We start from the raw sequence: 14,236 nt of genomic DNA, 5'->3' as shown, positions 1-14,236 counted from the left end.
AATTCTAAAAACACTTCTATAGAACTGTTAACAAAATAAACAGTCCCATATTAAATTTCTTTATAATGTAACATAATAAAGTTACTAATAAAAAATATTAGCATACTAGGTAATAAAATAGCAGCAATTAAAGACAAATTATTATAAGTAAGTATTTTTAATAAAATTTCTGATAACGAATATGCTATAAAACCTGAAAATAAACCTAATAGCAGTATTTTTTCTTGGGAATTATCACGCTGTTTAAGACTAATAAAACAACTTGCTAAAATTACGGTTGCCATCATCATTATAGGCTTAAATAATTGCTTGTAATAATAAATTTGATAATTAATAGCCGGTAAACCTGAATTTAATAATTCATTAATTAATTTAGGTAAAGCCCAAATAGAAACCATTTCAGGACGAATAAATTTATTTACTAAACTATTAATTGATAAATTTGTCTGCATAGTTAAATTATTGTAAGCCTTAGTTTCCTCTTTTGTGAAAACCTTAACTCTATTTAAATGTAACATTTTATTTTCAATAATACCGTATAATGCATCAATTCTCTTTAAAAAAGAATTATTATGATCAACAAATAAAATTGTAATATTATTTAATTTTTTCTCGGCAACATTAATAAATTGTGTTTGGATAATTTGAGTTTCATCATTTAAAGATTCAAAAAATAATAAGCCTGATTTAGATATTATCCCCTCACTCAAGGCTTTTTTAGTTAGTTTTGCTTCTAATAACTCATATTTTTGTAAGCCTATAGTACCGATAGGATTCAATATAGTCGTAAAAACTATACCTAACATTAAAGTTACAATACATGGAATAACAAGCACTTGCCAAATATGAATACCGCTAGATAACATAGCCGTTAATTCATTATTTTTTGTTAGATTTCTAAGAAAAAATAACATAGCGGTAAAACTAATTAATGCAGATACTTGACCTAGTAAATAAGGAATCTTATATAAGATAAGTCTCCAAAAAAAACTAAAAGGAACATAAATATTTTTGAATTTTTGTAAAAGATCAAAAACATTTGAGATAATTAATAGCCCGATTAAAAGAAATAATATAATAAAGAAACACTTAGAATATAATTTAGTAAGATACCAAGAAAGTGTTTTTAGATTAATCATTATAAATTCAGTGCTAATGCGAATTTAAATAAGAATTTGTGTGGTGGGGCTGGTAGGACTTGAACCTACGACCACACCGTTATGAGCGGCGTGCTCTAACCAACTGAGCTACAGCCCCTTTTAATTTGAAATTTATATAATTATTATGCAGTTAAGTCTAGTAAAATTTTTATATTTTTGAGGTATTGCCTAAAAAACAGGGCAATATGGTTCAGTGTTTTCTTCATTGTGAAGAATGACAAAGTAATTGACGAAGCAATCTCAGGAGTTTGTTGTTATTTCATGAGATTGCCACGCAGCCTATGGCTTGCAATGACGGTTTGGTATCCACGCATCAACGCTTTCGTAATAATAACATCAAGTTATAAATAAAAAAAGGTAGAGTAGTAAACTCAACCTTTTAGGATACTATAATTAGTAAATAATTTTAGTGGTGTACAACTGTTACAGCTCTACGATTATAAGCAAAAGCTTCTTCAGTATTACCCATCATAGCAGGTCTATCTTTACCATAAGAGATTGTGTTTAATCTGTTATGATCGATCCCTTTATGAGCTAAGAATTTTTTCGCTGCTTCTGCTCTTCTTTCACCTAAACCTAAGTTATATTCTTTGGTACCTCTTTCATCGCAATGTCCTTCAACAGTAACTTTTACTTCAGGATGCTTTGATAACCAGCAAGCTTGTCTCTCTAGTTCTTCTTTAGCCTTTTGTGATAAAGCAGAGCTATCAAAAGCAAACCATACTGCATTTCCTGCATGCTTCTCGAAATCTTTCATTAATGAAGTTTCTTCACTTTGGTTCATATTACCGTCAAATTGCGGTGCTCTTTTTGTTGTATTACACCCTGCAAGCACACATAATGCAAGAAAAGCTAATGTAATTTTTGTTTTCATAATTAAAACTCCTTGAGATTATAATTTATTAATATTGAATTCATTTTAGCTAGTCATAAAACTAAACTAACCAAAAGCTATGTGAGTTAGTATATATCATTATTTTATTAGTTTAAAGGCTAAAATATTATAAAATGCAATTACTCATGTATAAATGTGGTAAAAATATCATTTTTATAATACAAGTATATACTTTGGAAAATAGATAGATGCAGTTTAATGGGGAAAAGAGGAATCGATTTTGAAGCTTATAACCGCAGCGTATATATAATATGTGAGAATTATAAGCAAATTAAGTAGTGTTGCCAATTTAAATAGACATCTTCAGAAACTCGCTTATAGAGAGGAATTTGAAGGAGACACGGCACGCAGAACCGCAGCGTACATAGAGGTACGTGGGGATTCGAGTACAGGATCAACGTACAAATTACCTCTAGCAGTAGAGTTTCCGAAGATGTCTAATAAAACGAGTATATTCACCATCTAATGAATGCACTGCCCCAAGTAAGACCTGCACCGATAGCTGAAAATAGTAGAATATCACCTTTTTTTATTTTGCCTGATGCTTTGAGAGTACTCAAAGCAAGCGGAATAGAAGCAGCAGAGCAGTTAGCATGTTTGTCTACGGTTTTCACTACTTTATGTTCTTCTATATTTAATAGTTCAGCGAGTTTATTTATAATACGGATATTTGCTTGATGAGGTATAAAATAATCAATATCGTTTACACTGAATTGATTAGCATGCAGTAAATCTTTTATAGATTGTTGCATTTTTTCTATTGCATGACGAAATAATTTTTGCCCCTGCATAACTATTTTGCCACTAATACCGTTCATACTTACACCACCGTTTGTGTATAATATTTCATCATAATCAGCCCCACTTGAGAAGATATTACTATCTATTAAACCGGAATCATCACTACTACGCTGTAATATTACGCTACCGGCCCCATCACCGAATAAAACGCAAGTAGTCCTATCATTCCAATCTAATAACGACGTCATTTTCTCGGCTCCTATAAGCAAAATAGTTTTATATTTATCTGATGAGATAAGAGAATTTGCTACTTGTAAACCATAAACAAAGCCGGCACATACTGCTTGTAAATCAAAAGACGGTATATTAGTTAAACCAAGATAACCTTGAAGCTTAGAGGCAACCGAAGGGAAGCTATTATCGGGAGTAGTAGTACATGTAATAATTAAATCAATATCATTTACCGATATCCCTGCATCTGCTATAGCTTTTTCAGCTGATTTTAAAGCAAGATGGGAAGTATATTCTGTATCACCTGCTATATGACGTTGCGTAATACCTGTTCTTGTTCTAATCCATTCATCGTTAGTATCTACGAATTTTGCAAGCTCGTCATTACTAACTATTTTTGAAGGAAGATACCCGCCGCAACCAATAATTTTACAGGTCATAAATCTTTTAGGCTACTTCTTCAGTTTTAATTTTCTTTGTTACTACTAGACGATTATTATAAGTACCGTCGACTAAAGAAACGTGATGCGGAAGCTTATATTCACCGGTTTGCGAATCAACTATTACATTAACTTTGCCAAGTGCTAAGTGCGAACGTCTCATATTACGTCTTGATTTTGATGTTTTTTTCTTTGGAACTGCCATTATTAGCCTCTCTAAATATAAATTAAAAAGTATTTGTCAAATTAGTGAAGCAGTATATTATAATCTTGTAATAAAATCTAGATAAAATTAAACTTATGAAAATTTTTATAACATACATTTTTAGTATATTAGCCTTTTTTTCCTTAAGCGGCTGCAAAACTATCGAAAATAGAGGGCAATCCATAGATGATTCGGCACTTGTAAAATTAGAGTCTAAAAAACTAAATAAAACAGAAGTCGTAGAGTTAATAGGTACGCCTACTATAGTACCGGAATATTCCCAAAATACCTGGTATTATGTTGAAAGAGTTATGTCTCAAAGAGCTTGGCTCAATCCAAAAATTGAAAAGCAGAAGATAGTAAAAATTACGTTTGATGCTAATAATTTTATGCAGGAAGTAGTAGTAATAGATGATTCTCATAGACAAGATATAGAAATAGTCCATGAATATACTAGGACATATGGAACGGAACTTAACGGACTACAAAAATTTGTTAAAAATTTAGGTAGATTCAATAAAACCACTGACGGAAATAAAAACAAAAGCAAAAATAAGAAAAAAAGATAAGTACCTTAATCATCATTGCAAGATGGCTTATCTGTGTAGATACCTAATCGTCATTGCGAGTCATAGGCTGCGTGGCAATCTCATGAAATAACAACAAACTCCTGAGATTACTTCGTCAATTACTTACGTAATTTCCTCGCAATGACGATTTGATACTCACGCAGGCGTAACACCAACACCCATAAAACAAAAAACTATCTAATATGATTTCGATATTTAGTAAATTAAAACAAAGTTTATCTAAAACTTCTAATAAAATATCGGAAGGTATCGACAAAATATTTTACAAGAAAAAATTAGATGCAGAAACTCTAGAAGAGCTAGAAGAGCTACTTATCTCAAGTGATATGAGTGTTTCGGTAGTAACTAATATTATTGAAGAGTTTAAAAAGGTAAAATTTGACAAAGAAATAGATAGTGATACAGTAAAAGAAGCCCTTGCTAAATTAATAGAGCAGCAGCTATCAAAATCAGAAATTGCTTTTACTTTAAGCGAAAATAAATTAAACGTAATTTTAGTGTGCGGTGTTAACGGAGCAGGTAAAACCACGACTATAGGTAAGCTTGCTGCAATGTACTCGGCACAAGGGAAAAAAGTAGCAGTTGCAGCCTGCGATACTTTTAGAGCAGCTGCCGTAAATCAGCTAAGTACTTGGGCAGATAGAGCAAATGCACTACTTATTACCGGTGAAGAATCGGCTGACCCCGCAAGTGTTGCTTATCGCGGGATGGAAGAATCGATAAAACAAAATATCGATATACTTTTTATCGATACAGCAGGTAGGCTTCATAATAAGAAAAATTTGATGGATGAACTGTCTAAGATTGTAAAAGTTATAAAAAAACTAGACGAGAATGCCCCCACTCATAGCGTTTTAGTCATTGATGCTATTACCGGACAAAATACCTATAACCAAGTAGAACATTTTAATGATGCTACTAATTTGACGGGGCTTATCGTGACTAAACTAGACGGCAGTGCTAAAGCGGGCGTAATTGTCGGAGTAGTACAAAAATTTAATTTACCCTTATACTTTATCGGTATAGGCGAGAAGATAGAGGACTTAAAAATATTCAACCAACATGATTTTGCTAGACATCTATTGGGGTTGTGAGGTTTTGCTACGTCATTGCCCGCACAAATATTGAGTCGTCATTGCGAGTAGCCGTAGGCTGCACGGTAATCTCGTGAAGTAATAATAAACTCCTGAGATTGCTTCGTCAATTACTTACGTAATTTCCTCGCAATGACGATCTAATTAAAAATAAAATCATAAAATGACTCAAAAAAATACCTTATTGCTCATAGACGGATACGGATTTGTTTTTAGAGCCTATTATGCACAACAGCCTTTAACTTCACCAAAAGGCGAGCCTGTCGGTGCTCTTTACGGTTTTACTTCAATGCTGCTAAAATTACTGAGCGACTTTAAGCCTAAACATGTCGCTGTAGTATTTGACAGCGGCGGGAAAAATTTTCGCCATCAGATTTATCCCGACTATAAAGCTAACCGCCCTCCACTCCCTGAAGATTTAATTATACAATTACCTTTAGTTCGTGATGTTGCAAGTAACTTAAATTTTCCTATTCTAGAGAAGAACGGTTATGAAGCCGATGACATTATCGCAACCTTTGCTACTAAAACTGCTGCACTTGGCGAACATGTAGTCATTATCTCTTCCGATAAAGATTTATTACAGCTAATGACTGAAAACATCAAGATATATGATCCGTTAAAAGGGAAATATATTACGGAGGATGATGTGGTTAAAAAATTTGGCACTACTTCTGATAAATTACGTGAAGTAATGGCTTTAATCGGCGATAGATCGGATAATATTCCGGGTGTGCCATCTATTGGACCAAAAACTGCAAGTAGTCTTATAACACAATTTGGTTCTGTAGCAAATATATTTAACTCTTTAGACCAAGTCTCAAGCGTAAAACAACGTGAAACTTTACAAAATTCAAGAGAGGCGGCGTTAATTTCATGGCAGTTAATAGGGCTTAATTCTAATGTTGATTTAGATTTTCAGCTAAATAATTTAGAATGGTCACCTCCAAATAGCGATAAATTAACAGGATTTTTACAGGAATACGGTTTTAGATCTTTATATAAAAGAGTAGAAAATTTATTGGATATTAAAATTAACGACCACAAAGAGATAGCAGATAATAAAGTAACGGAAATAAAAGAAATTAATAATGCTAATGAGTTAGCAGACTTTGCTAAAGAAGCCACGAAAATAGGAATATTCGGGATATATTTATTACAGCATAAAAGAGCTAATCTTGCTTTTATTTTATCACTGCAAAACCAAAGCTATATTATTAAAATTTCAAACACTTCTCATGATCTATTTTCTTATAATACTAAAACTAATAACAACTGGTTTTCGGATATAATCTTCAATTTACTAACCGATAAATCCATAAAAAAAATTACTTACTCTCTTAAACCTCTACTTAAATTTTATGCAAACCACTCTCATGACATCACGGCTATAGAAGATTTAGAATTAATGCAGTATGCGTTATCTGCCGGTTTATCACAGAAAAATTTATTTAAAGAAGTTTTGAAAGAAACTTGGATAGAAAATATAATTATCGAATCAGCAAAAATAGTAATAAACTTTATCGCACTTTATAAACAAACTATATTGGAGCTTAAAGACAACAAAACCTTTAGACTTTATAGCAACATTGATTTACCTATTTGTTTTATTTTAGATAAAATGGAGAAAGTGGGTATTACAGTAGATGCTAATTACCTAAAACAATTATCCGCTGAATTTGGAACAGAAATTCTAAAACTTGAAGAAGAAATTTTTGCTCTTAGCGGAACTAAATTTAATATTGGTTCGCCAAAACAATTAGGCGAAATCTTGTTCGAAAAAATGCAATTACCTTTCGGTAAAGCTTCAGCTAAAGCAAGCTCTTACTCAACGGGAGCAGAAATACTAGAAAAACTTAGTGAGCATGGATATAATATTGCAGATTTGTTATTAAGATGGAGGCAACTAACAAAATTAAAGAATACCTACACCGATAGTTTGCCGAAACAGATAGATAATATAACACATAGAGTACATACGACATTTTTACAAACTTCTACCACTACAGGAAGACTTAGCTCACAGGAACCTAATCTACAAAATGTACCTATTCGCTCTAGTGAGGGGAATCAAATCAGACAAGCTTTTATTGCTGAAGAAGGTTATAAATTAATATCTGCCGATTATTCTCAAATTGAGCTTAGAATATTAAGCCATATCGCAAATATAGATGCACTAAAACAAGCATTTATCAATAAAGACGATATCCATACTCAAACTGCTTGTCAGATCTTTAACTTACAAAAACACGAACTAACTAGCGAACATAGGCGTAAAGCAAAAGCTATAAATTTTGGTATCATTTACGGTATAAGTGCTTTTGGGCTTGCTAAGCAATTAAACGTTACTAACAGCGAAGCATCCGAATATATCAAGAAATATTTTGCTGAATATAAAGGAGTGCAAGAATATATGGAGCAAACAAAAGCTTTTGCAAGTAGCAACGGCTATGTCACAAATTGCTTTGGCAGAAAATGTTTTGTACCTCTAATTCATGATAAAAAGCTTAAACAATTCGCAGAACGTGCGGCTATTAATGCTCCGATTCAAGGAACTAATGCCGATATAATTAAAATTGCTATGATCAATCTAGATCAAGAAATAAAAAAACGTAAACTTAAAACAAGATTAGTACTGCAAATTCATGATGAACTACTATTTGAAGCACCGATTGATGAAGTAGAAATTATAACACCTATTATTAAAAAAATCATGGAAAATTCTACTAATATGGATGTACCGATTATAACCGAAATTAGAGCAGGTAATAACTGGATGGAAATTCATTGAAGGTGTATCATTCCTAGCTAAAGGCGGCGTTATTGCATGACTTGCTGTCATTCCCGCAAAAGCGGGAATCCAGAAAAATAACTTCAACATATAATACAGCATACATATTTGATAAAATAAGCATATAAAAATCATATATTAATATAATATTTGAAGAATTTTAAAAGGAGCATAATGTATGAAAAATTTTATATTTACGTCTGAGTCAGTTTCTGAAGGGCATCCGGACAACATTGCCGATCAAATTTCAGATACGGTACTTGATGAGATTCTAAAACAAGACCCTAACGATCGTGTTATCTGTGAAACATTTGTAACAACCGGTCTAGTTCTAGTGAGCGGCCTAGTACATAGTGGATATTGAGCAAATAGTACGTAGCAAAATACAAGAAATCGGCTATAATAATCCAAATTATGGATTTGACGGTAGCTGTTGTATCGTAATTTCAGCTATCATTAACAATCACCCGATATAGCTATGGGTGTTGACAATGCAAATGACAATGAAATAGGTGCAGGAGACCAAGGTATGGTTTTCGGTTATGCCTGTAATGAAACGGATAGTTTCATGCCCGCACCGATTTACTACGCTCATTTATTAATAAAAAGGCAAGTATATTTACGTAAACAAAATATCTTGTCTTGGCTTAGACCCGATGCAAAATCTCAAGTCACATTACGATATGAAAATAACAAACCAATTGCCATTGATACAGTAGTTTTATCAACTCAGCATCATCCGGAAATACAACAAAAAAACCTTATTGAAGCAGTAATGGAATAAATTATTAAACCGGCATTACCAAGCAATTTACTTCATAAAGACACTAAATCCGACGGGTCGGTTTGTTATAGGCGATCCCGTTGCAGATTGCGGTTTAACCTGTAGGGAAATTATCGTGGACAACTATGGAGGAATGGCAAGACACGGCGGCGGTTGCTTTTCTGGAAAAGATCCAACAAAAATAGATAGATCGGCTGCTTACATGGCACGCTATATTGCTAAGAATATAGTAGGAGCAGGACTGGCCGATCGCTGTGAAATACAAATATCCTACGCAATAGGCGTAGCTGCTCCCGTATCTGTTTATGCTGAAACTTGCGGTACTAGCACATTAAGCAACGAACAAATTACTAAGCTCATAACACAGCATTTTGATATGCGTCCAGGAAGAATTATTAAAACATCTTAAGCTTCGCACTCCATGTTATCAAAAAACGGCTTCTTACGGTCATTTCGGCCGAGAAGACGCAAATTTTACATGGGAACAATTAGATAATATTGAGGTGAGGTAATTATTGACATTTATTTATTCGTAATACATGATTATTTTGATCCCTGCTTAACTAGTTAGTTGAGAATGTAAATAATGATAGAAAGTTCGGTAACTTAGAAAATTATGATAATCAACTTACAAATACTGCTCTAAACAAGAATAACCAAAATAAGCTGAAAGAACATTATGAAAATATCACTCAAGCCTTAAATAACATACGGAAATATGAGTATGAAGCAAAAGCAACTCAGTACTGCGAAATGCTTGACGATGCCTGTACCTATGATAAATCCACAAATGATTATAATTTAGGCTCAGTTCATTTTATTAACGGCTAAGCGTATAAAGCTTTAAATCTTGACGAAAATACAGGTAAAAAATTAGACCATTTTATGGATGGCTTAGATGAGATTTATAAGCAATCCTTTTTACGTAATTTAACTAGCTCAACTGAATTACCACCAGTAGAACAGTTAAAAAAATTTTTAGAAAAAACTACAGATGAAATATATGATAAACTGCACAAAACCGGAGAAGCATATTTATCATATTCTAACCCTCCTACTAATACAGGATTACATGCAAATGTTATAAAATATTCTAAAGAAAACGGAAAAAATTATCGTATATATATAATGCCGGTGCTGGGGTAAGAGCAGATAATTCAAAACTAAATCAAACACCAAAAGATCAATTAATACAGGAGTATTAGAAGATAAAACATAAGAAGTTAAAACCGATAATACATTCAATAAAAATTCAGAACCTAAAAAACAAACTATCAAAAATAAATTTTATAAGTATTTAAGTAAATTCACGAGAAAATTGGGATTAAAATCCATAAGTAATTATTTTAAAGAATTAATTAAAGACCCAAATCTTGAGCAAAATATCAATTTAGAAAAAGAAGCAAAGTTAATAGCAGAAAAACATCGACTAACAAAATATATGGAACTTAGCGATAATAAAAATAATAATGCAATATTTAGCGGTAAAAAAACATCAAAGAATATTACTCAATTATATCAATAATAGATTCATTGTACCGTCAATTCAGGTATTGCCTATAAAAAAGTTGACGCAAGGTTTCGATGTCATTCCTGCGAGGCATTGGCTTTGTTGCATGGCTCGGTTTTTTCGTCATTGCGAGGAAAATTACGAAGTAACCACGCAGCCTATGGCTGCTCACAATGACGACCCGATATCCACACAACAATGCCTTACGGGAATGACAGTGGAAAACCGAACCACTCAACAACTACACTATTTACTATATCCTTTTAAAATCTCAAAATCTTGCCCTTGGAGCAAGAATTTTTCAGGTAATGTAATTTTTGCTACAAAATGCTTTACATCTGCGCTTTGTAAATAGATTGTAGCTTTAGCATTACTCTGATCTTCGTTATTTATACGAGCTGCAAGCAAGGTTACTATCTGCCGTAATTCTTCATGATTTTGTGGATAAAACTGTAGTTCAAATTGTTTATTATTAATTGCATCCTCAATTGATGAAAAGCTTTTTGCCGTTAGTTTTATTCCTCCCTCATCTTTAACTATGTCACAATTAACAACTACCAAACTTTTAACATCAAGTAAATGTACATAATCTTTTAAAACTTCCTCACTAAAAATACTAAGTTCAAAGATATTCTCAGGATCGGAAAGCACGAGCGTCACAAACCTACCTCTTGCCGACATACGAGAATCCTTTTTTTGTATTACACCGGCAAGATTTACTCGGTTAGTACCATCAGGTAAGTTATTATGCAAATCCGTAGTATTTAAAATGTTTAAACGACTAAATATTTCTTGATATTCCGTAAGAGGATGATTAGAGATAAATAAACCCATAGCCTCAAATTCATAAAAGGCTAAAGTATTTTTATCGGCATAATCGCTTGATACTAAAATAGTTGGACTTAAACTAGAAACTTTAATTAAGCTGAATTGATTAGATTCCTGCTCTTCGTGATATGCAGTTGAATAAGAAAGCAATTTTGGAATGCTTGACAATAATTGCAATCGATTATCATGCAGCTCATCAAAACAGCCTGACTTGATTAAATTTTCCAATAATTTACTGTTAATAGATTTTGGGGGTAATCTTTCAATAAAATCAGTAATTGATTTAAACGCCCCTCTTGCTTTGCGCTCATCCGTTACTAACTTACCGAAATTCGGCGTAACTCCCTTAATAGCACCTAAGGCGAAGATTATTGCACCCGCGATGTCATACCGTGGCTTGACCACGGTATCTTTTGAAATTTCCTGGATACCACGATCAAATCGCGGTATGACAGACTTTACGCTATGCGGGATGACAGTGTCCGAAAACTTTACACTAAAATACCCTTCAGAAATATTAATATTAGGTGCAATAATTTTTATGCCGTTATCTTTTGCTTCTTGTAAAAATAAATTAATTTTATCGTGATTATTCAATTCAAGATTTAAGCATGCTACTAAAAATTCAGCAGGATAATTAGCTTTAAGATATGCAGTTTGGTATGAAATAACACCGTAAGACGCAGCATGTGCCTTATTAAAACCGTATCCGGCAAATTTAGCCACGGTCGCAAAAATGGATTTAGCTTGAGATTCCGAAATATTATTAGCAATTGCTCCTTTAACAAAAATTTCTTCCTGCTCCTCCATTTCTTTTTTTATCTTCTTACCCATTGCTCTCCGAAGTAAATCGGCAGCTCCTAGCGTATAACCTGCAAGAACCTGAGCAATTCTTTGTACCTGCTCCTGATATATCACCACTCCGTAAGTTTCTTCTAAGATTGGTTTCAATAGCTCATGTAAATAATCAGGCTGTTGTAATTTATGCTTACAAGCTATATAGGTAGGAATATTTTCCATAGGACCAGGACGGTATAACGCACCAAGAGCTATCAAATCATGTATAGAATCAGGTTTAAGGCGTCTAAGTGCATCTTTCATCCCGATACTTTCAAATTGGAAAACACCGACTCCTTTACCTTTACACAACATTTGATAAGTCTTATTATCATCAAACGTCATATTGTTAAAATCTACTTCTATCCCTTGCTCTTTAAGCAGTTTCTTACAATCGGTAATAACCGTTAGGGTTTGTAGCCCTAAAAAATCAAATTTAATTAAACCGGCAATCTCGGAATATTTCATAGAATAACCGACTACCAGCATATCGGAGTTAGCATCTTTATATACCGGTACTATATCGACTAAATCAGTACCTGCTATTACGATTCCTGCAGCATGAGTTGAGGAATGCCTATGCAGCCCCTCAAGAATTAACGAAGTATCAATCACTAACTTAATTAACTCCGCTTCACCGTCTAAATTATACAGCCCATTACCTTTAGCGGCATTTGCAAGCTCCGGAACTTCACGCATTGCCTGTTCTAAGCTAACTGGATTAACTGCACTAAAAGGGACAAGCTCCGTTAGATAATCAGCGAATTTATAAGGTAAGCCAAGCACACGAGCGACATCCTTAATTACAGCCTTTGCCTGCATCTTACCGAAAGTTATAATCTGTCCTACTCTATTATTACCGTATTTGGAACGTACGTAATTAATTACTTCCTCACGCCTTTCCTGACAAAAATCAATATCAAAATCAGGCATTGAAATACGTTCAGGATTTAAAAATCTTTCAAATAATAAGCCAAATTTAATCGGATCGAGATCAGTAATAAGCAAGCTCCAAGCAACAACTGAGCCTGCTCCCGATCCTCTACCCGGTCCGACTAAAATACCCTCTTTTTTACTCCATTTAATAAAATCAGATACAATCAAAAAATAACCGGCAAAATTCATATTACAGATAATATCCAGCTCATAATTAAGACGAGCAAAATATTCGGTTTTCAATTCTTCTTGATTCTCTAACGAAATATTTTCAGATTTAAACTTTGTAGCAAGCCTTGCAAGCAACCCTTCTTTTGCATCTTTTTTAATTAAATCCGTTTCACTAATATCTTTGGTGGCAAAATTAGGCAGCATCGGCGGGTTTGCATGTGCGGCAAAATAACAACGCTCTCTTAAATTCACGGTATTTTGGATGGCACTAGGTAAATCGGAAAAAAGCTCTATCATCTCATGCGGTGTTCTAAAATAACAATTTTCGCTAACTGTTTTTCGATCCAGATATTCTTTAGTAACACCGGCTGATATACATAACAATACATCATGTGCATCATGCATGCTTTTCTCACTAAACAAAACTTTATTAGTAGCAACAAGCGGAATAGCAAGCTCGGCAGCAATTCTAATATAACTATCCTCAATAAACTGTTCTTCCGGTAGCTCATGTCTCATAATCTCAAAGTAAAAACGATCTCCTAAAATTTCCTGTAATTTACGTGCAAACAGCATCGCTTGCTCCTCGTTGCGCGCTAGCAAGCATTTTCCGACAATACCGTCGGTATAACAGCATAATCCTATTAATCCTTCTTGATATTCGATTAAATCTTCAAAATCAATGTGATCGCATATCTTACGATCATTTTTAGTAAAAGTAAGGCTTGATAGTTTGAGTAAATTTTTATAACCAGTTTCATCTTTAGCTATAAGCAAAATTTGAGCAAAAATATCTATATCGTATTTTATATTTAGAATAACTCCGTGTATCGGCTGCAGTCCTTTTTTTACTGCACATAATGCAAACTCTAATGAGCCGAATAAATTTCCCTTATCTGCCAAACAAATAGCAGGCATTTTATTCGATGAAGCAAGTTCTACTACCTTCTCAATCGTTAATGCACTTTCTAGAAAAGAATAAGAGCTTTGAGTTCTTAAATGAATAAATTCAGGTCGCATTTT

The 14,236-nt window shown here is 33.3% G+C and carries 10 protein-coding genes, 1 tRNA gene and 3 pseudogenes; 8 read left to right on the top strand and 6 right to left on the bottom strand.

Annotated elements, in window-relative coordinates:
* Nucleotides 1–50 precede the first annotated feature (50 nt).
* The 3 genes from TENJIKU01_RS03990 to pal all read right to left on the bottom strand — a co-directional run bounded on the left by TENJIKU01_RS03990 (nt 51) and on the right by pal (nt 2,034).
* On the bottom strand, nt 51–1,139 hold the full coding sequence (locus TENJIKU01_RS03990) for an LptF/LptG family permease (protein WP_064429293.1): 1,089 nt from the start codon (nt 1,137–1,139) through the stop codon (nt 51–53).
* A gap of 41 nt (nt 1,140–1,180) precedes the next feature.
* A tRNA-Ile gene (locus TENJIKU01_RS03985) sits at nt 1,181–1,257 on the bottom strand.
* Between the two features lie 309 nt (nt 1,258–1,566).
* The gene (gene pal / locus TENJIKU01_RS03980) at nt 1,567–2,034 is read right to left on the bottom strand and encodes a peptidoglycan-associated lipoprotein Pal (RefSeq protein WP_064429292.1); all 468 of its coding nucleotides are present in this window, start codon (nt 2,032–2,034) and stop codon (nt 1,567–1,569) included.
* A 219-nt stretch (nt 2,035–2,253) separates the two neighbouring features.
* Between pal and TENJIKU01_RS03975 the strand changes: the two are divergent.
* A pseudogene (locus tag TENJIKU01_RS03975) lies at nt 2,254–2,521 on the top strand (palindromic element RPE1 domain-containing protein).
* Here TENJIKU01_RS03975 and TENJIKU01_RS03970 read toward each other — a convergent pair.
* Both TENJIKU01_RS03970 and rpmF read right to left on the bottom strand, forming a co-directional pair.
* The gene (locus TENJIKU01_RS03970; RefSeq protein WP_064429291.1) at nt 2,511–3,467 is read right to left on the bottom strand and encodes a beta-ketoacyl-ACP synthase III; all 957 of its coding nucleotides are present in this window, start codon (nt 3,465–3,467) and stop codon (nt 2,511–2,513) included. The pseudogene TENJIKU01_RS03975 and the gene TENJIKU01_RS03970 overlap by 11 nt on opposite strands.
* A gap of 7 nt (nt 3,468–3,474) precedes the next feature.
* Nucleotides 3,475–3,672, bottom strand: a complete 198-nt coding sequence (rpmF, locus tag TENJIKU01_RS03965) for a 50S ribosomal protein L32 (protein ID WP_064429290.1) — start codon at nt 3,670–3,672, stop codon at nt 3,475–3,477.
* Nucleotides 3,673–3,767: 95 nt separating this feature from the next.
* Here rpmF and TENJIKU01_RS03960 point away from each other — a divergent pair, with 95 nt between their 5' ends.
* The 7 genes and pseudogenes from TENJIKU01_RS03960 (at nt 3,768) to TENJIKU01_RS03935 (ending at nt 10,456) form a co-directional block, all read left to right on the top strand.
* Complete coding sequence (locus tag TENJIKU01_RS03960) at nt 3,768–4,241, top strand: outer membrane protein assembly factor BamE (RefSeq protein WP_010977769.1); 474 nt, start codon at nt 3,768–3,770, stop codon at nt 4,239–4,241.
* A gap of 203 nt (nt 4,242–4,444) precedes the next feature.
* On the top strand, nt 4,445–5,356 hold the full coding sequence (gene ftsY / locus TENJIKU01_RS03955; protein ID WP_064429289.1) for a signal recognition particle-docking protein FtsY: 912 nt from the start codon (nt 4,445–4,447) through the stop codon (nt 5,354–5,356).
* Between the two features lie 163 nt (nt 5,357–5,519).
* Nucleotides 5,520–8,147, top strand: a complete 2,628-nt coding sequence (gene polA, locus TENJIKU01_RS03950) for a DNA polymerase I (RefSeq protein ID WP_064429288.1) — start codon at nt 5,520–5,522, stop codon at nt 8,145–8,147.
* A gap of 178 nt (nt 8,148–8,325) precedes the next feature.
* A pseudogene (gene metK / locus TENJIKU01_RS08475) lies at nt 8,326–9,443 on the top strand (methionine adenosyltransferase).
* A gap of 55 nt (nt 9,444–9,498) precedes the next feature.
* Nucleotides 9,499–9,778 (top strand): annotated as a pseudogene (locus TENJIKU01_RS09695) (hypothetical protein); the annotation flags it as partial.
* Nucleotides 9,779–9,816: 38 nt separating this feature from the next.
* Nucleotides 9,817–10,077, top strand: coding sequence for a hypothetical protein (locus TENJIKU01_RS03940; protein WP_064429287.1), 261 nt, complete (start codon nt 9,817–9,819; stop codon nt 10,075–10,077).
* A gap of 172 nt (nt 10,078–10,249) precedes the next feature.
* Entirely contained in the window at nt 10,250–10,456 is a 207-nt protein-coding gene (locus tag TENJIKU01_RS03935) for a hypothetical protein (protein WP_064429286.1), read from the top strand.
* A gap of 231 nt (nt 10,457–10,687) precedes the next feature.
* Here the strand turns inward: TENJIKU01_RS03935 and dnaE are convergent, their stop codons facing one another.
* Nucleotides 10,688–14,233, bottom strand: a complete 3,546-nt coding sequence (dnaE, locus tag TENJIKU01_RS03930) for a DNA polymerase III subunit alpha (RefSeq protein WP_064429285.1) — start codon at nt 14,231–14,233, stop codon at nt 10,688–10,690.
* Nucleotides 14,234–14,236: the final 3 nt, after the last annotated feature.

Source organism: Rickettsia sp. Tenjiku01, from assembly GCF_001653015.1.
Taxonomy (GTDB): domain Bacteria; phylum Pseudomonadota; class Alphaproteobacteria; order Rickettsiales; family Rickettsiaceae; genus Rickettsia; species Rickettsia rickettsii.
Note: the sequence above shows the minus strand (reverse complement) of the source record. Positions and strands in the feature narration are given on the sequence as shown.

What these genes read in the sequence shown, in the direction of transcription:
- TENJIKU01_RS03990 (WP_064429293.1), bottom strand. Translation starts at nt 1,139, where the DNA reads ATGATTAATCTAAAAACACTTTCTTGGTATCTTACTAAATTATATTCT.
- pal (WP_064429292.1), bottom strand. Translation starts at nt 2,034, where the DNA reads ATGAAAACAAAAATTACATTAGCTTTTCTTGCATTATGTGTGCTTGCA.
- TENJIKU01_RS03970 (WP_064429291.1), bottom strand. Translation starts at nt 3,467, where the DNA reads ATGACCTGTAAAATTATTGGTTGCGGCGGGTATCTTCCTTCAAAAATA.
- rpmF (WP_064429290.1), bottom strand. Translation starts at nt 3,672, where the DNA reads ATGGCAGTTCCAAAGAAAAAAACATCAAAATCAAGACGTAATATGAGA.
- TENJIKU01_RS03960 (WP_010977769.1), top strand. Translation starts at nt 3,768, where the DNA reads ATGAAAATTTTTATAACATACATTTTTAGTATATTAGCCTTTTTTTCC.
- ftsY (WP_064429289.1), top strand. Translation starts at nt 4,445, where the DNA reads ATGATTTCGATATTTAGTAAATTAAAACAAAGTTTATCTAAAACTTCT.
- polA (WP_064429288.1), top strand. Translation starts at nt 5,520, where the DNA reads ATGACTCAAAAAAATACCTTATTGCTCATAGACGGATACGGATTTGTT.
- TENJIKU01_RS03940 (WP_064429287.1), top strand. Translation starts at nt 9,817, where the DNA reads ATGGATGGCTTAGATGAGATTTATAAGCAATCCTTTTTACGTAATTTA.
- dnaE (WP_064429285.1), bottom strand. Translation starts at nt 14,233, where the DNA reads ATGCGACCTGAATTTATTCATTTAAGAACTCAAAGCTCTTATTCTTTT.